The organism is Paenibacillus sp. P13VS (assembly GCF_015143645.1).
Taxonomy (GTDB): Bacteria; Bacillota; Bacilli; order Paenibacillales; family Paenibacillaceae; genus Paenibacillus; species Paenibacillus xylanilyticus_A.
Genome location: NZ_WYEV01000025.1, coordinates 1 through 15597, shown reverse-complemented (window position 1 = coordinate 15597; position 15597 = coordinate 1). Strand labels below are relative to the sequence as shown.

Below are 15597 nucleotides of genomic sequence, written 5' to 3'. Positions count from 1 at the left end.
ATTTCCCAGTATGTAAGACCCCTTGAAGACGACGAGGTAGATAGGCTGGGGGTGGAAGTGCAGTAATGCATGGAGCTGACCAGTACTAATCGGTCGAGGGCTTATCCAAATTGCAGGTTTAAGTCGCAAGTTTTCGTTTCGGATCTAGTTTTCAGGGAGCAAATCCTTGTAAGATTTAAGCTGCATGTCCTTTCTGAGGATTGATATTTTGCTGGTGATGATTCACCGAAGATATCACAGCGCAAAAATCATGTTTGGTGGCGATAGCGGAGGGGTTCCACACGTACCCATCCCGAACACGACCGTTAAGCCCTCTAGCGCCGATGGTACTTGGACCGAAGGGTCCTGGGAGAGTAGGACGCTGCCAAGCGAAACCCTTTTGGGTGTTTTTTAAACTACATAATGTGGCGGCGTAGCTCAGCTGGCTAGAGCGTACGGTTCATACCCGTGAGGTCGGGGGTTCGATCCCCTCTGCCGCTACCATAAAACGCCGGTGTAGCTCAACTGGTAGAGCAACTGACTTGTAATCAGTAGGTTGGGGGTTCAAGTCCTCTCGCCGGCACCATAGTACGACATGCGCGTGTGGCGGAATTGGCAGACGCACTAGACTTAGGATCTAGCGTCTTTGACGTGGGGGTTCAAGTCCCTCCACGCGCATCTCAGTATGGACAGAAAGGACCTAGAGTATAAGGTTAATTACCTTCACTCTCGGTCCTTTCTGTGTATAATCAGAACCCTTGAAATGGCTCAAGGGTTTTTTCATGTTTTTATTTGCCCCGGAATCGGCTTCTGCAAAATTGGGCTCACGCATAAATGCCCAGGGCATAAGCTGGCGTATAGGTTTTTACCTAAACCATGAGCGAAGGGCAGGCGTTAAATTTTGGCGACTTCTTATATGGATTATACGTTACCAACCACACAGTTCACGTATGATGTGAACCAGAATCAATTGTTCAAAAAGGATGAAAATAACTACATCAATTCCCTATCGATCAAACAGCTAAATACATTGGGAAATGCATCCCTGCTGGATATTTATTTGAGTACTGGCAATGTCGTTGAACCTCACATACATCAAAATGCAACAGAACTGGTCTATTGTATTAGTGGTTCCGCTGTCGTATCCCTCATTAACCCTTTTACCAACGAGTTATTAAACTTCCCAATTAGTCCTGGCCAAGTAGCGAATGTTCCCCAAGGCTGGTGGCATTATGAAGTTGCGACGGTTGATCAGACTCACCTGCTGGCTATTTTCGATGCTCCGGTCCCAGAAGCGATATTTGGTTCAGACATTCTGCGTCTGACGCCTGCAAGTGTGCTGGCCCATACGTATTGTCTGGATGAGAACAAGGTTAAAGAGACGTTAGCTCCTATTCAAAAGACAGTATTCATTGGACCGCCTGCTGATTGTGCAACTCAAGTATCACCAGCTGCCGATAACATGTCTAAACCGAACAGCCAGCCGAACATCCAACCAAACATCCAACCAAACGTTCAACCAAACGTTCAACCAAACGTTCAGCCTTATGTACAGATGCAATACGCGCCAAGTCCGGAATATATTTACCCCGATCCAATGAATCCAACGTATGGGCATAATCCAAATGCTGCTTATGTACCAGCAGAGTCCGAATATATGCCGTACACTGTACAGCGTCCTATTATTGGTAATGGTTGGAGATACTAATTATCTTTCTTAATTTTTTTGAAATGAATGTCACAGATTCATCTGTTCATTTGTCTTCAGTATGTACACTACAATACGGAGGCGAATGAGATGAGTTTGAGAATGAATTACAGAGCAGCGAATACAGGGGCTTTCAAGGCATTAATGGCAATGGAGCAGTTTATATCGGGTCAATTTGAGGATAAAGTATTATATGAATTGTTAAAAATCAGAGTTTCACAAATCAATGGCTGTGCCTTCTGTCTTGATATGCATGCCAAAGATCTGATGAAGCTTGGTGATTACTCAGATCATATCCTGCTGCTTAGCGTTTGGCGCGAAGCTCCTTTATTTACGGAAAAAGAACGTGTTATGCTTGAACTGTCTGAAGCTGTGACCCGAATTTCTGAACAAGGGGTTCCACTGGAATTATACAATAAGGTCCGGGAACACTTTAGTGAAGAAGAACTGGTAGATCTGGTTATGGCGATTAATACCATTAACAACTGGAACCGAATTGCAATCACGACAGGCATGTATCCAGGCTGCTTTAATTAAACATTTCAAATACCGCTGCCAGAGGAGGCCTTCATATGAATCCTGATAAACTCACCACTGAACCGGAAGAGTCTTCTCTGGAAGTTGGTGAACTGTATATCCGTTATAAAGCATATGCGTTCTCCATTGCTTATCGAATGCTTGGGAGTGTTGTGGAGGCTGAGGATGTCGTACAGGACTGCTTTGCAGGGCTGCAAAGTAGATCTGACGAGGTGATCCGTCATCCCAAATCCTACATTGCCAAACTTGTAGTAAATCGGAGCCTGAATCTGCTGAATTCTGCTCGCAATCAAAGAGAACACTATGTTGGTGAGTGGCTTCCGGAGCCAATAGGCGAGGCAGTGGATCTGCCTGAGCAAACCTATGAGCAGAAAGAAATGATCTCTTATGCTTATATGGTACTGCTGGAACGTTTGACGCCCGTGGAGCGGGCTGTATTTGTACTTCGTGAAGCCTTTCAGTATGAGTACCGTGAGATTGCCGATTGGCTTGGCAAAACGGAGAGCAATTGCCGTCAAATTTTCAGTCGGGCCAGACGTAACCTGCCCAATCAACTTCCGGATAAGGTTCAAACCACCACAGATGATGCTAACAGAGAAAAATTGCTTGCACGTTTCACCACTGCCTTCCTTGCTTATGATGTAACAGCCATGCTTGATCTGCTCTCTGAACAACCTGTATTCACTGCTGATGGTGGTGGGCGTGTACATACGGTGATGAGAACGATGAAGGTTCACAAGGGGGTCCTAGCTCTTCTGACTTCACGGCGTGTGCTGACCCGATTAAGGGAGCGGGAGTGGGTGCCAACCATCATTAATGGAGAAGTGCAGGTTGCACTCATGAACAATGGTGAGATAAGCGAAGTCATATGCCTTCAGTCCGACTTGTCCGGTCAACGAATTGAGGCCGTTTATCTGGTTGTGAACCCAGATAAATTGAAGACCATTGCAGCAGGAGGTCATTGAACGGCAACGGAGAAGAAGAAGTGAACAATTAAAAGCGGCTTGCTCCTATTAACGGAACAGCCGCTTTTTTGCTATGCAAGTATGGATGCCACTATTGGCATAATATTTTTCAACGGACCTCAAGCAGTACCGAACACTCGGATAAATTTGTTTCTCACCGATTACGTGGTATGATCCTAATGTGGTGATTAATCCAATTTTTAGGATGAGGATGGAAGTGATCATTCGCAATTTCCGAAAATAAGTGAGGTAGGCACTATTGAGACAGCTGAATTATTTTAAAGTTTTTATTTTCCTAAGCTTAGTTACTGTGGTGACGGTAGGACTGTACTTTGCAGCTGCTGATTGGATGGACCAACGTTATTACCGATTTCTCATCTGGAATCTCTTCTTGGCTTGGATTCCTTTTGTTTTCTCTTACATATCATATGGCTTCAGTGTATCGAAGTGGAGAGCTGCTCCATGGCTTGCGGTGGCAAGTGGGCTCTTATGGTTGTTGTTTTTCCCGAATGCGTCTTATATCGTAACGGATCTTGTTCATTTGACGGCGCGAAGCTCCCGTTATTATGTTGGCAACGGTCTGGATTACAAGTATTGGTACGATCTGATTGTCCTGCTGATGTTTGTCTGGACAGGGCTACTGCTTGGTTTTCTGTCCATGTATCAGCTCCAGGAGGTCATACATCGAAAATTGGGAAATGTGGCATCATGGGTCTTTGTATTGGCGGGTTGTGCGTTGGGAAGTTACGGTGTCTTGCTAGGCAGAGTCTACCGACTCAACAGCTGGGATGCACTAACTAACCGTGATACGCTGTTTAACTTAATGATAGAAAGTATCAGTCGTCCATCGCTTGAATTTTGCCTGTTTTTTGGCGTATTTATACTTACCATCTACGTGACGCTGTATTATCTCGTTAACGCAAAGTCTACATATAAAAAGTGATGATTAACTATCTGGGCTTTCTTCAGATGTCGAGAGATAAAAACATATTCCGATTAATGTCGCTTATAGAGCGGCTTTTTATTTTATCGGGAACATTCAACCAGAGGGCTGGATATTTTAGTGTTAAAAACAAACCAAACCATAAGAAGAAGCGTTTAATAAATGATGTTGTTTCTAAATAAAGCTATACAATCTGGAATGTCAGTACCACGTATGGGGAATTAGTGCTTTAGTAGGTAAGCATTCATTAAAGTTACAGACAGGGTAGCATAGCTATACTAAAATTCAAGAATTTTGCTAGTAGGAATATACCCTTAATAAGAACCCATGAAAAGTACTATGCAATTAAGCAACATTAGGTTGACTATAGTCTTTGATAAAAGAGGAGAGCATGAAAAAATCAGACTGGTTTAAAGTAATTTTTATATTCTCACTGCTCGGGAATTTGGCGTTTTTTCAAAATCATGAACGTGCAGGCAGGCAAGAAATTAAAAATGAATTAATGAATTCTTCCATTTACAGAGATTTAGCTCAACTTGAAGAGGCGATTCAGTACCAAATCGATCATAATTGGCAAAATGAAACCCTTGTTACAGAGAAACTTGATGATGCCCTTGATTCTATTCTCTTAAATCATGGAATGGAGGAAGACAATAAGAAAGATGATACGTTCTGGGAATTGCTCGAGTACTTGGATCAGTTCAAGTATAGTGAAGAACCTTTTGATGTGAGCTTAAACGAGGAGCAGCGTGCTAGTTTCATTGATTTAGGCAAGAAACTCCGTTCAAACGGGTGGAGCTTTGAAAAAGGGTTTGATTTAAAATGGGAAGTATTTGAATCAAAAGTAAAGGGGCTTATAGCGGAATCATAATAGGATAGAGAATAGCTACATATTAGGGGTGATATGGTGTTAAGGGAAGAGGCTATAAAGATAATCATAGAAAAGGATATTACGAAACTTACTAGGGATGAACGGGAGGCCATGTTATGGAATTCTTGGGGAATCGATGAACAAGACCCTGAGTTTCATCATTTTTCAAAAGAGCTGCAGGAGGAACTCTTAAGTTCAGATGTACCAACACATGATGTAATGGACAACCGTTACAATGAATTGTTATTGAAGGTTACAGAAGGCAGTTTCTACGGAATCCCTAACGAATATTTATCTAAACTCGTCTCAAAGATCGTAGGAATCCTTATTGAGGTTGAAGGCTACGTAGAGAAATTATTACCCTGTCCCTGTTGTCATTACGAAACCTTGGAACAACGAGGGGAATATGATATTTGTCCAGTTTGCTTCTGGGAGGACGATGGTAACAATGAGCCAAGCCGTTATAGTGGACCCAACCATATGACCTTGTCAGAAGGCAGGAGTAATTACGAAAAGTATGGGGCTTGCTCTGAAAAGGGAGCTGAATTTGTAACTGATAACCGATATGAGATTTATAACAAGGCTGATTAAGAAGATATGTTTCTTTAAAAAAATCAATACAGTAGGTGAATAAAAATGACGAATATAACGGATGCAGCACGCAAAGTGGAAGAAGTAATGAATTCTAATGATTTTTCAGGTGTAGTTCTGTTAAAACAAAACGGACAGACACTTTTAAATCTGAGCCGTGGATACGCGAATCGCAGCGATGAGCTTCTCAACCAGATCGATACCCGATTCGGAATTGCTTCAGGGTGCAAAATATTTACGGCAGTGAGCATATGTCAACTGATTGAACAGGGCAGGCTGTCATATGACACAAAGCTTGTGGATGCATTAACTACTATTGATTTTCCTCTGTGGAACAAGGAGATTACCATTCATCATTTGCTAACGCACACCTCAGGCATACCGGATTACTTTGATGAAGAGGTCATGGAGGATTTCGCTGAATTGTGGAAAGAACGGCCCGTCTATTCCATGCGGAATGGGAGCGACTTTTTGCCGATGTTCCAGCATCTGCCGATGAAGTCAGCTCCGGGTGAACGTTTCCACTATAATAATGCGGGATTTATCGTGTTAGGCTTAATTGTGGAAGAACAATCGGGACAACCCTTCACGGAATATGTAGAGGAACACATTTTTAAACGGTGCGGAATGACGAATTCCGGTTACTTTTTGACCGATCAGCTTCCTCGAAACACAGCAATCGGATATATCGACCATGAGGATGGAACCTGGAACACCAACATATTCTCGATCCCTATCAAGGGCGGAGCCGATGGTGGGGCGTATACAACAGCACCTGATATGATTCGTTTCTGGGATGGACTGTTAACTTATCAATTATTGAATGAATCGACAACACAACAACTGATTACATCTCATGTTCATGAAGAAGGTGAGACTTACTATGGACGTGGTGTTTGGGTTGATCTAAAAAATGAAGGGATATTCAAAATACATGTCATGGGATTTGATCCTGGCGTGTCGTTTATGTCTTCGGTATATCCTGAACATGCGGCGCAACTGGTCGTTCTCTCCAATAGGGAGTCAGGTCCGTATCCGATAACGCGTGCTATTGAAGAGACACTTTTTGAGGTGTAACGAGTTGAAAATGAACGCGAGCAACCCCAACCATCAGAAAATATCTGGTCATGGTTGGGGTTATAAAGGATTAATATAAACTGATAGATGCGGCCTATAATAGGCCAATTAACTGTGGAGCGATCAGTCTAGGGAAAACATCCAAAGGAGGCTTTTCCTTTTTTCGCTTGTCGTTCGTCAGGACCGTAACTAGCTCCAGCTGAGGAACAATGTATACAAACTGACCGCCAAATCCGCGGGCGTAATAATAGTCGAGTACAGTTTTGTTTCGGTCAGCGCTGTTAATGGATGTGGACTCTGACGAAGGCGGTGGCGTACGTTCTTCACTAAATTCAGATGGTTTATCACTCTTGCAAGTATCGACCCACCAGTGCCAGCCGTAGCTCCCACGGTTCGGTGGTGTCACAGTAATGAATGCTTCTGTAGAACGGTTAACCAGTTCAGCTGAAATCAAACGCTCACCATGCCACATGCCTTCCTGCAAGAAGAGCTGACCGAATTTCAGCAAATCATCGGGCAGCATCTTTAACCCAAATCCTCCTGTATGTACACCCTGAGGATCACACTCCCAATGATACTCCGTAATCCCTAATGGACCAAATAAATAACGTTCTGCGAATCCAGCTACACTCATTCCAGTATGTTGCATAAGGATGGCCGCAAGAATTTGGGAGACCCCCGAATTGTATTCCATATGAGTTCCGGGTGTATGACTGAGACGTTGTTCCAATGCAAAGTTCACCCAATGCTCCGTGCGTGTCATACGTGGGAACGAATTCTGTCCGTTAAACTCATCCCAGTTGAAACCTGCTGTCATGGTGAGCAGCTGTTCCAGGGTAATTTGCGATTTACGGGGGTCAGGATCTGAAAGCAGCGCCGGAAAAAAGGCGGACAATGGAGTAGATGCATCGGGCAGCCAACCGTGATCCATAGCGATACAGATAAGTGCAGACAGCACGCTTTTGGTGCAAGAATTGACTTTGGCGATCTGACTTGCTGCCTCTTGATTGCGATAATGCTTGTATATGTTCTCCCCTTGCATACTGACGAGACAGCTTCGCAGATCCAATGACGGAATCTGTTGTTGAAAAATAGATTGTACGGATGAAGGATTCATATTGTTCCTTTCTGAGGTTGTTTATAAAATAGGTGTTCATAATATTAGCATAGGAAAGTGCAGAGCTCAAATGGGGTAAAGGAGATGAGATCCGTTTAGGCAAAAAATATAGATCGAAGGTATAATAGAGTAGATGATTAAAAGTAGTTTTCATATCAATATAAACCAACTTGGAGGGTACACCTTTGTTCAAAATTGGAAGTCAAGGAACGTTTAAAACGCTGCCTGATTTCGCCATGGCGATCTATAAGGGAGACACTGCTGCCGTAGAAGAAAGGATTAGAGGGGGTGTGGACTTGGAAGAACCTATTGCCCTCAGCAAATACATAGCTTTGACACCGCTAGAGCTTGCTTTGATCACCAATCAAAAGAAGATCGTAGAGCTATTCGTAGAGAACGGCGTCAATCTCAATATGAAAGATAAGCCGGCTATTCTTACCGCAGCCCGATATGGCGGAGAAGAGGTCATCCGGTATCTTCATCAGAAGGGTGCGAAGTTGACTGGTTTAAACAAGGTGAAATCGAGTGCGTACGATGAGGCCTATTACGGCAACAAAAAGAATATACCTGTGCTGAACGAGCTTGGATTGGATATTCGGAAATATGGTGGGAAAACATTGCGCACAGCAGTGTCAGACCATGATATGAAAACAATACAGTACTTGCTGGATGAAGGGGTAGACATTAACTATAATGAACCAGATATGGTGTACCCTTATAGAGCAACCCCGCTTACTGTCGCTGCTCGCAACAACAATATGAAGATGGTTCAATTTCTCGTGGAACAGGGGGCAGATGTGACCATTCAGGAAAAGGATGGGGAACGGGCATACACGATTGCGGTTAGTCAAAAAAATGACGAGATGGCCGATTACTTAAAGGCTCGCGAACCGAAGGAATTCCATGACTTAAGTAACAAGTTGCATGCGTTGAAGCCTTACAATCTGCCGAAGGAACTCGTTCATTTTCTTAACGAAGGACCGCGGAGATTGGAATTGCCTGATAACGAATCAGGGATTAAATATGTAGAATTCTTTAGTCTGTTAGACACTGTGGAGATGAAGATGGGCAGACAAAAATTGCTTCGTTTATCCGCGGATGTAGATCAATACTCCCATATTCATCTGGTCTGGAATCCCAGTAAAAAGATGATTGGTTACGTTGATTTAGAACATCAGGAATATGGGAATATAGCTCCCCTTACTGATATACTGGTTGATCCCGGGAAGAAATTATCAGATTTTTTTGATGATATGTAGTTTGAAGAGCCTGATTCTCTTAGTAGAAACAGGCTTTTTATTATTCAGCTACCGGACCAGTTTGTACATCAAGCTTCTGGGGCGAAGATCGTAATGCCATTATAGCCAACCTGAGCTGGGAGAGATCATGTTCTTCCTTGATCATGGACCATTCCGACAAGGATAGGGTCCTGCCCGATCTTTTCAAATACCAGACGAAGTGTATGCCAATCTCTTCCCTCGGCGTCTGTGCCTTTAACATGGAATTCAACGAAATCATGATTGGCCTCAGGATATATCTCGTGTAAATTGCCAGGATGAGCATCTTGGCCAAGAAGAACATTCACGGCGTTTTCGCCATCATGAATAAAGTCCTTGTTATACACATATTTAAAATGATAATCGGCATAGGTCATTTTGATTTTGTCATCATCATGATCAGGTACGGTTCGCCATACATATCTGGTCGGATCTCTCAGTAGGTTGCTAATCTCATCTGGTGAGAACACCAGATCATTGACTGGGTCAATGTTGGCAAAAGGGGAGAAGCGGACTCCATCCTCTGAAGCCCATGAAGCTACAGTCACCATGTCTTTTTCTTGAAGAGCTTTAATAATGCTTGTGGATGCTTCGGTAACGGACAGTGACTGACCCTCCTGTGGTTCACTGGACTTCTTGTTAGTTCGGGCTCCTTGTGATAATGCTTCAATTTCCGTCACTGGATTGCTGTCCATCTGGATTTCCTGTTGCTTCTGCATGTTATCTGGGGTTTGAATCTCCGAACGCTCATTAGGAGCTGAACTATAGGCTGCCAGAGCTAAAGTGACGATAATCCCGAGTGCGAGATATGTGATTGTATTCCACTTCAAATGATAATCCCACCTTTCCGTCCTTATATGTTCTTACCCGCATATACGCCATGACTCACAAGAAAATACAGACAGACCAAGGAGTGAAGATATACACAGCCCCCTTTTAACAGCATGATCTCAGTGCTCCGGGCATACATTACAACAATGAGATGTTCGCCCATAAGGAGGAAAAATTAGCATGATCAATCCGATTTTGCAAATCCCGAATATTCAGCTCGCGGGTGATTCCACTGCTGTACTGAATTATCAGCGAGATCCGCGAAATTATGTTACGCAATTATTTGGAGAACAACTGCCAACCATTCAAAATGGCTTCTTCAATATACACATGAGCAAGGGGATAATAGTTCAGCCTCACTGGCATACCAACTCGACAGAAATGATTGTTCTGATTAGTGGGGAGATTACAACTTCCGTGTTTGATCCCTTTGCCCGGAGGCGAATTAACTATCATTTGAAACCTGGCCAAGTCTCCATTTTTCCCAAAGGATGGTTTCACTGGTTTGTGGCAGATACGGACGATGTTCACTTGCTGACTATCTTCGATCAGCCGACGCCTGATATTGTGCTAGGAGCAGACTTCCTGGCTGCAACACCTCCTGAAGTAGCTCATAGAGCCTACTGCATTGACGAAGAAGCCTATGCCCAAGCGGTTGCATCCATACAAAGTGATGCGATCCTGGGACCGCCAATTGGTTGCGTGGAGTCCGTTTCGGACCAAGTGAGCCCAGCATCCAAAACCAAAGGATGACTTTAGTTTCATTGCAGATTATGGCAAAGCCTGTGACCAGTATACGTGTCTGGTTGCGGGCTTTTGTTTTGCACAAATATACACATGTAGAATTCTTGGTTAATATAGATTTAGCTTGTAATCATACATAGGGTTAACGGAGGGGAACATGGATGACGACAATGGATACGGTATTGCTGGAAAAAGCGATGAGTTATGCGCCCATTTTGATGTTTGATCAGAACGAACCGTTTTATCCGGATCTGGTTGGAATTTCACTGTTAGAGAAACCTGGTCCTTCACCTTCGTTTAGGCGGGAGATCCTTTTCCCGGTTGAGGCCGTGCAATTTGTGATTGAGTATGCGATATGGTGGGATTATGAGATTGGGCACCTGTATGAAATGGAACATGTATGGATCTATGTAGGTCATGATGGAGAGGTAGTGGATTGTGAAGCCAGTTTTCACGGTAAAGTGCTGCGCGGGATGCTGAAGGACCGGGTAAATATGGTTGATCGTCACGTCTGCCTCTATTCGCAGCCAGGTAAGCACGCGTTCTCCCCGCTGCCTGTCGTGTTTGAGCTGCTGCCCGATTTGTATTCCGCTGCAGGTATCCAAGCCGGATGTGACGGCCTATTGGTAAATGACTTGTTCAAAAATGATTATGAGACTAATGAAAGAATTGATGCCCGGGTACGGAAATATCTCCAGACAAAAGCCTTTGTGCCCGCAATGCAGTTCGAGGAGTATATACTTGGACCGGAAAAGTTTATGATATGGGACAAGTTATTTGAGACTATTCCACAGCGAATCAAGAGCCGTCTACTGGAACTGGAGCAAATGTACGGAGTGTAATGAGCATGAAACAGCGAAAAGTTTTTCACGAGTAAAAAGTAAGTTTTTTAATTAGAGCAATATCAAGTCGTCAATAAACAAGTGCTTCTTGTTCCTAACCAGGAGTAGAAGCACTTGTTTGTGTTAAGGGAGTTATTTAACTTTTAAAAATAAGGTCCATAAATCGATTGGCTGCCAGGGAAATAGGCATATTCCGTTTGGTCATAATCCCCACATGTGAAGGGGGAAGAGGGACATCGAGCTGAATTTCAAACAGTGAACCTTCTTCCAGCTCCTTGGAGATAAACTCACGGGTTACATAGGAAATACCCAATCCCCGCCGTGCGAATTCAATGAGCAGATCCACGCTTCCGACCTCAATTTCAGGCTTCAGTGTGTAACCGTAGCTATTAAACAATTCCGTAATGGCCATCCGAACCCGGCTGTTCCGCGAGAAGAGAATAAGCTGGTGTTCAAGCAGCATATCCAGTGTCATGACTTTGTCCTTCAACTGGGCATAACGTTCGCCTGCGACGAAGCAATCCTTAAGCTGTATGCTTTCGCGGACCTCCAGCTGCGGATCAACAATCGGCATCCGTACAACACCGAGATCAATTTTGCCCTCTTTCAAAAAGGTAATGACTTCAGGCGTTGTCCCATGACTGAGATGCAGCTTAATGTTGGGATAAAGAGTATGGAATTCTTCCAGGTAGGCAAGCATGTAATGCTTGAACAAGGAGTCACTGCCGCCGATTCGAAGCTCTCCACTGTCGAGACTTTTCAATGCAGCCATTTTCTCTTCCGCAAGTGAGATTAGGATCTGGGATTGCTCAATATAGGAATATAGGCTAACGCCTTCCTGAGTCAATGCCACTCCTTTGGAATTGCGATAAAACAACGTAAGGCCGAAACTCTCCTCCAACTGCTTGATGGCATGGCTGACGCTGGGTTGGGTGATATAGAGTGCCTTGGCGGCTTGAGTCAAACTTCCGGTTTTGGCAGCCCAGTAAAAGACTTTATATAACTCATAATTTGTTGTCATAGATATTATCTATAGCTCCTGTGAAATATATTAATTACTTGTATGGCTATAAAACGTATTATAGTGTAACTACAGCAAAGAAACCAGAGTTACTTGGAAGGAGAACGGTGATATGGAACCAACGAGCATTATTTTATTTGGTGCTACTGGCGATTTAGCCAAAAGAAAAATATATCCTGCCTTATACAATTTATATATTGAGCAGAAACTTCCTGAAACCTTCTCACTGATTGGCCTGGGCCGTAGAGAATGGTCTGATGAATTTTTTCAGGCACAAGTTGAAAAGTCACTGAATGAATTCTCTAGACGCCAAGCGGATCCAGAACGTGTGAAGTCGTTCGTGCAGGCTTTTCGATACAATGTATTGAATATTAGCCATAAGGAAGATTATATACAGCTGTTAAAATTGGTTGAACAGAGAGAAGCAGAGCTGGACATTCCGTCCAATCGCCTGTTCTATCTGTCTGTCGGACCAGAATTCTTCGAACCGATCGCAGAAAATATTCAAAGCAGCGGACTTGGATCCACCAATGGCTGGAAGCGCCTCGTGATTGAGAAACCGTTCGGTCATGATCTGCAATCGGCCCGTGATCTTAACCGCAAACTGAGTGAGGCGTTCACGGAAGAAGAGATCTATCGGATTGACCATTATCTTGGCAAACCGATGGTACAGCGTTTGGAAACCTTGCATCAGAGCAATCCGATCATGAAAGCATTATGGAACAACCGGTACATCTCCAACGTGCAAATCACGGCCAACGAGACTGTTGGTGTGGAGGAGCGTGCTTCCTATTATGATCATGTAGGAGCTGTGCGGGATATGTTCCAGAATCACATGCTGCAATTGCTCATGATGATGGCTATCCAGCTTCCATATAACAGCACGACCGAAAAGGTTGGACTGAAGAAAAAGCATATTATGGAATCGATCGAGCCGCTGCAGAAACAAAATGTGGGTGCAAGCGTGATTCGTGGACAATATGCTGAAGGATCCATCCAAGGCAAAGCGGTGAGCGCGTATGCTGCCGAGCCGGGCGTTGCCGAAAATACAATGAACGATACCTTTATTGCTGCGAAATTGCAGATTGATGACTTCTTCTGGCGCGGTGTTCCATTCTATATCCGCACAGGTAAACGAATGAAGGAGAAATCAACACGTATCGTCATCGAATTCAAGGAACCGTCTGGTCAGTCAAATGCAGTGAAGAGCAATGGCTCCAAGCCGAATCTGCTTGTCATTGAAATGAGTCCTGATCAAAGCATGACGCTTCAGCTCAATGCGAGTGACCCTCAGAACAAAGGGGAGTTCAAGCCGGTTCACATTGATTTGGCACCTGATCGGGGAGATCTTGCCGAAGCTTATGAGAACCTGATCCGTGATGCCCTTCAAGGGGATCCAACGTTCTTCGCTCATTGGGATGAAGTTGAATTGTCTTGGGCTTGGGTTCAACCGATCTTGGAGGCATTTGAGGAAAATCTGCTGCCACTTCATCTCTACCCTGCAGGTAGCTATGGTCCTGTGGAATCAGACGAGATGCTTGCTGCCGAAGGTCATCACTGGTGGTTCGATGAGCCGTCAGAACAATCTGCTGAAGATGTACTGGCTGCACCACTAGCTGTCAATTCAAACTTGTAATTCAAAACACAAATTAACTGGAGGGTTTTAACATGAAATTTTTCATCGATACAGCAAACTTGGAAGACATCAAAAAAGCATACAAAATCGGCGTCCTGTCTGGTGTAACAACGAACCCATCACTGGTAGCCAAAGAAGGCATTAAATTTGAAGATCGCATTGAGGAAATCTTGCGTGAAGTACCTGAAGTTGAATCCGTATCTGCAGAAGTAACACCGGATGCCCTTACAGCTGAAGAAATGATCGCTCAAGCCAATGAACTGATCAAAATCAACAATAACGACAAAAACATTACAATCAAGCTGCCAATGACCCTTGCAGGACTGGAAGCTTGCCGTTACCTGACCAAAAAAGGTGTTAAAACGAACGTAACGTTGATCTTCACTGTCAATCAGGCACTCCTTGCAGCACGTGCAGGTGCAACTTATGTATCTCCATTCCTCGGACGTCTGGATGATATTTCGGAAGATGGTGTTCAATTGGTTTCCAAAGTAGCTGAATTGTTCCGTACACATAACCTGGATGCTCAAATTATCGCAGCTTCCGTAAGACACCCAGACCACGTTACACGTGTAGCGATGGCTGGAGCACATATTGCTACGGTTCCATTCTCTGTAATTGAACAAATTTCCAAACACCCACTGACGGATCAAGGCATGGATAAATTCGCAGCGGACTGGAAAAAAACAGTTCAATAAGCGAAACTTCTGATTAGCGAATTTAATCAGACTTACGTTTCCTATAAAACAAAGAGCATGGGGAGGACATAATGAGTAAACAACAGATTGGTGTTATTGGACTTGCAGTAATGGGCAAAAACTTGGCCCTGAATATTGAAAGTAAGGGATTTTCCGTATCGGTGTTCAACCGTTCCCCGGAGAAAACGAATGATCTTCTGAAAGAAGCTGAGGGAAAAAACCTGACTGGCGCGTTCTCCATTGAAGAGTTCGTGGCATCCCTGGAATCCCCGCGCAAAATTCTGATCATGGTTCAAGCCGGTAAAGCGACTGACGCGACGATTGAACAATTGCTGCCTCATCTGGATGAGGGCGATATCATTATTGATGGAGGTAACGCCTACTTCCCTGACACGCAGCGTCGCAGCAAAGAGCTGGAAGAGAAAGGATTCCGTTTCATTGGCGCTGGTGTATCCGGCGGCGAAGAAGGCGCACTGAAAGGCCCAGCAATCATGCCAGGTGGTCAAGAAAGTGCATACGAACTGGTTGAACCGATTCTGACAGCGATCTCTGCCAAAGTTGGCGATGATGCCTGCAGCACGTACATCGGACCAGACGGTGCCGGACACTACGTGAAAATGGTGCACAACGGTATTGAATATGGAGATATGCAGCTGATTGGTGAAGCCTACCACCTGCTCAAATCCGTTCTGAATGTTTCCGTTGAGGAGCTGCACGAAATCTTCACAGAGTGGAACCAAGGCGAACTGGACAGCTATCT

16 protein-coding genes, 3 tRNA genes and 2 rRNA genes are annotated in these 15597 nt (G+C 44.1%); 18 read left to right on the top strand and 3 right to left on the bottom strand.

The window, feature by feature from the left end:
- The 12 genes from GUA98_RS29185 to GUA98_RS29130 all read left to right on the top strand — a co-directional run.
- A 23S ribosomal RNA gene (locus GUA98_RS29185) occupies nucleotides 1–109 on the top strand; the annotation flags it as partial.
- A gap of 144 nt (nucleotides 110–253) precedes the next feature.
- Nucleotides 254–370: ribosomal RNA gene (gene rrf, locus GUA98_RS29180) — 5S ribosomal RNA — on the top strand.
- Between the two features lie 36 nt (nucleotides 371–406).
- A tRNA-Met gene (locus GUA98_RS29175) sits at nucleotides 407–483 on the top strand.
- Nucleotides 484–489: 6 nt separating this feature from the next.
- A tRNA-Thr gene (locus GUA98_RS29170) sits at nucleotides 490–565 on the top strand.
- 11 nt (nucleotides 566–576) lie between these two features.
- Nucleotides 577–657: transfer RNA gene (locus tag GUA98_RS29165), tRNA-Leu, on the top strand.
- 223 nt (nucleotides 658–880) lie between these two features.
- Complete coding sequence (locus tag GUA98_RS29160; protein WP_153979109.1) at nucleotides 881–1687, top strand: cupin domain-containing protein; 807 nt, start codon at nucleotides 881–883, stop codon at nucleotides 1685–1687.
- Between the two features lie 90 nt (nucleotides 1688–1777).
- Nucleotides 1778–2224 (top strand): carboxymuconolactone decarboxylase family protein, encoded by a 447-nt coding sequence (locus tag GUA98_RS29155; RefSeq protein ID WP_153979108.1) that lies wholly within the window; start codon nucleotides 1778–1780, stop codon nucleotides 2222–2224.
- Nucleotides 2225–2259: 35 nt separating this feature from the next.
- Complete coding sequence (locus GUA98_RS29150; RefSeq protein WP_153979107.1) at nucleotides 2260–3189, top strand: sigma-70 family RNA polymerase sigma factor; 930 nt, start codon at nucleotides 2260–2262, stop codon at nucleotides 3187–3189.
- A gap of 259 nt (nucleotides 3190–3448) precedes the next feature.
- Entirely contained in the window at nucleotides 3449–4132 is a 684-nt protein-coding gene (locus GUA98_RS29145; RefSeq protein ID WP_193725199.1) for a DUF1361 domain-containing protein, read from the top strand.
- Between the two features lie 391 nt (nucleotides 4133–4523).
- Nucleotides 4524–5003: a hypothetical protein gene (locus GUA98_RS29140; protein ID WP_193725198.1), complete on the top strand. Its 480-nt coding sequence runs from the start codon at nucleotides 4524–4526 to the stop codon at nucleotides 5001–5003.
- Between the two features lie 111 nt (nucleotides 5004–5114).
- Nucleotides 5115–5594: a CPCC family cysteine-rich protein gene (locus tag GUA98_RS29135; protein ID WP_227780195.1), complete on the top strand. Its 480-nt coding sequence runs from the start codon at nucleotides 5115–5117 to the stop codon at nucleotides 5592–5594.
- 45 nt (nucleotides 5595–5639) lie between these two features.
- On the top strand, nucleotides 5640–6671 hold the full coding sequence (locus GUA98_RS29130; RefSeq protein WP_193725197.1) for a serine hydrolase domain-containing protein: 1032 nt from the start codon (nucleotides 5640–5642) through the stop codon (nucleotides 6669–6671).
- 94 nt (nucleotides 6672–6765) lie between these two features.
- On the opposite strand, the gene GUA98_RS29125 is transcribed toward GUA98_RS29130, so the two are convergent.
- Nucleotides 6766–7788, bottom strand: a complete 1023-nt coding sequence (locus GUA98_RS29125) for a serine hydrolase domain-containing protein (protein ID WP_193725196.1) — start codon at nucleotides 7786–7788, stop codon at nucleotides 6766–6768.
- Nucleotides 7789–7973: 185 nt separating this feature from the next.
- Between GUA98_RS29125 and GUA98_RS29120 the strand changes: the two genes are divergently transcribed.
- Nucleotides 7974–9047 (top strand): ankyrin repeat domain-containing protein, encoded by a 1074-nt coding sequence (locus GUA98_RS29120; protein WP_227780194.1) that lies wholly within the window; start codon nucleotides 7974–7976, stop codon nucleotides 9045–9047.
- A gap of 125 nt (nucleotides 9048–9172) precedes the next feature.
- Here the strand turns inward: GUA98_RS29120 and GUA98_RS29115 are convergent, their stop codons facing one another.
- The gene (locus GUA98_RS29115) at nucleotides 9173–9895 is read right to left on the bottom strand and encodes a hypothetical protein (RefSeq protein WP_193725195.1); all 723 of its coding nucleotides are present in this window, start codon (nucleotides 9893–9895) and stop codon (nucleotides 9173–9175) included.
- Between the two features lie 181 nt (nucleotides 9896–10076).
- Here GUA98_RS29115 and GUA98_RS29110 point away from each other — a divergent pair, with 181 nt between their 5' ends.
- Together GUA98_RS29110 and GUA98_RS29105 are read left to right on the top strand one after the other, a co-directional pair.
- The gene (locus GUA98_RS29110) at nucleotides 10077–10649 is read left to right on the top strand and encodes a cupin domain-containing protein (protein ID WP_193725194.1); all 573 of its coding nucleotides are present in this window, start codon (nucleotides 10077–10079) and stop codon (nucleotides 10647–10649) included.
- A gap of 152 nt (nucleotides 10650–10801) precedes the next feature.
- Nucleotides 10802–11482, top strand: coding sequence for a hypothetical protein (locus GUA98_RS29105; protein ID WP_193725193.1), 681 nt, complete (start codon nucleotides 10802–10804; stop codon nucleotides 11480–11482).
- A 136-nt stretch (nucleotides 11483–11618) separates the two neighbouring features.
- Here GUA98_RS29105 and GUA98_RS29100 read toward each other — a convergent pair whose 3' ends face one another.
- Nucleotides 11619–12503 (bottom strand): LysR family transcriptional regulator, encoded by an 885-nt coding sequence (locus GUA98_RS29100; RefSeq protein WP_095286386.1) that lies wholly within the window; start codon nucleotides 12501–12503, stop codon nucleotides 11619–11621.
- A 112-nt stretch (nucleotides 12504–12615) separates the two neighbouring features.
- On the opposite strand from GUA98_RS29100, the gene zwf reads away from it, so the two are divergent.
- The 3 genes from zwf to GUA98_RS29085 form a co-directional block, all read left to right on the top strand.
- Nucleotides 12616–14139 (top strand): glucose-6-phosphate dehydrogenase, encoded by a 1524-nt coding sequence (gene zwf / locus GUA98_RS29095; RefSeq protein ID WP_193725192.1) that lies wholly within the window; start codon nucleotides 12616–12618, stop codon nucleotides 14137–14139.
- A gap of 32 nt (nucleotides 14140–14171) precedes the next feature.
- Nucleotides 14172–14837, top strand: a complete 666-nt coding sequence (gene fsa / locus GUA98_RS29090; RefSeq protein ID WP_153979095.1) for a fructose-6-phosphate aldolase — start codon at nucleotides 14172–14174, stop codon at nucleotides 14835–14837.
- A gap of 71 nt (nucleotides 14838–14908) precedes the next feature.
- Nucleotides 14909–15597: NAD(P)-binding domain-containing protein (locus GUA98_RS29085; RefSeq protein WP_193725191.1), on the top strand; the 689-nt coding region annotated here is incomplete at its 3' end.

Excerpts from the sequence above, each read along its gene's own strand:
- GUA98_RS29125 (WP_193725196.1), bottom strand. The coding sequence starts at position 7,788 with ATGAATCCTTCATCCGTACAATCTATTTTTCAACAACAGATTCCGTCA.
- GUA98_RS29100 (WP_095286386.1), bottom strand. The coding sequence starts at position 12,503 with ATGACAACAAATTATGAGTTATATAAAGTCTTTTACTGGGCTGCCAAA.
- GUA98_RS29155 (WP_153979108.1), top strand. The coding sequence starts at position 1,778 with ATGAGTTTGAGAATGAATTACAGAGCAGCGAATACAGGGGCTTTCAAG.
- GUA98_RS29150 (WP_153979107.1), top strand. The coding sequence starts at position 2,260 with ATGAATCCTGATAAACTCACCACTGAACCGGAAGAGTCTTCTCTGGAA.
- zwf (WP_193725192.1), top strand. The coding sequence starts at position 12,616 with ATGGAACCAACGAGCATTATTTTATTTGGTGCTACTGGCGATTTAGCC.
- fsa (WP_153979095.1), top strand. The coding sequence starts at position 14,172 with ATGAAATTTTTCATCGATACAGCAAACTTGGAAGACATCAAAAAAGCA.
- GUA98_RS29105 (WP_193725193.1), top strand. The coding sequence starts at position 10,802 with ATGACGACAATGGATACGGTATTGCTGGAAAAAGCGATGAGTTATGCG.
- GUA98_RS29130 (WP_193725197.1), top strand. The coding sequence starts at position 5,640 with ATGACGAATATAACGGATGCAGCACGCAAAGTGGAAGAAGTAATGAAT.
- GUA98_RS29110 (WP_193725194.1), top strand. The coding sequence starts at position 10,077 with ATGATCAATCCGATTTTGCAAATCCCGAATATTCAGCTCGCGGGTGAT.
- GUA98_RS29140 (WP_193725198.1), top strand. The coding sequence starts at position 4,524 with ATGAAAAAATCAGACTGGTTTAAAGTAATTTTTATATTCTCACTGCTC.
- GUA98_RS29135 (WP_227780195.1), top strand. The coding sequence starts at position 5,115 with ATGTTATGGAATTCTTGGGGAATCGATGAACAAGACCCTGAGTTTCAT.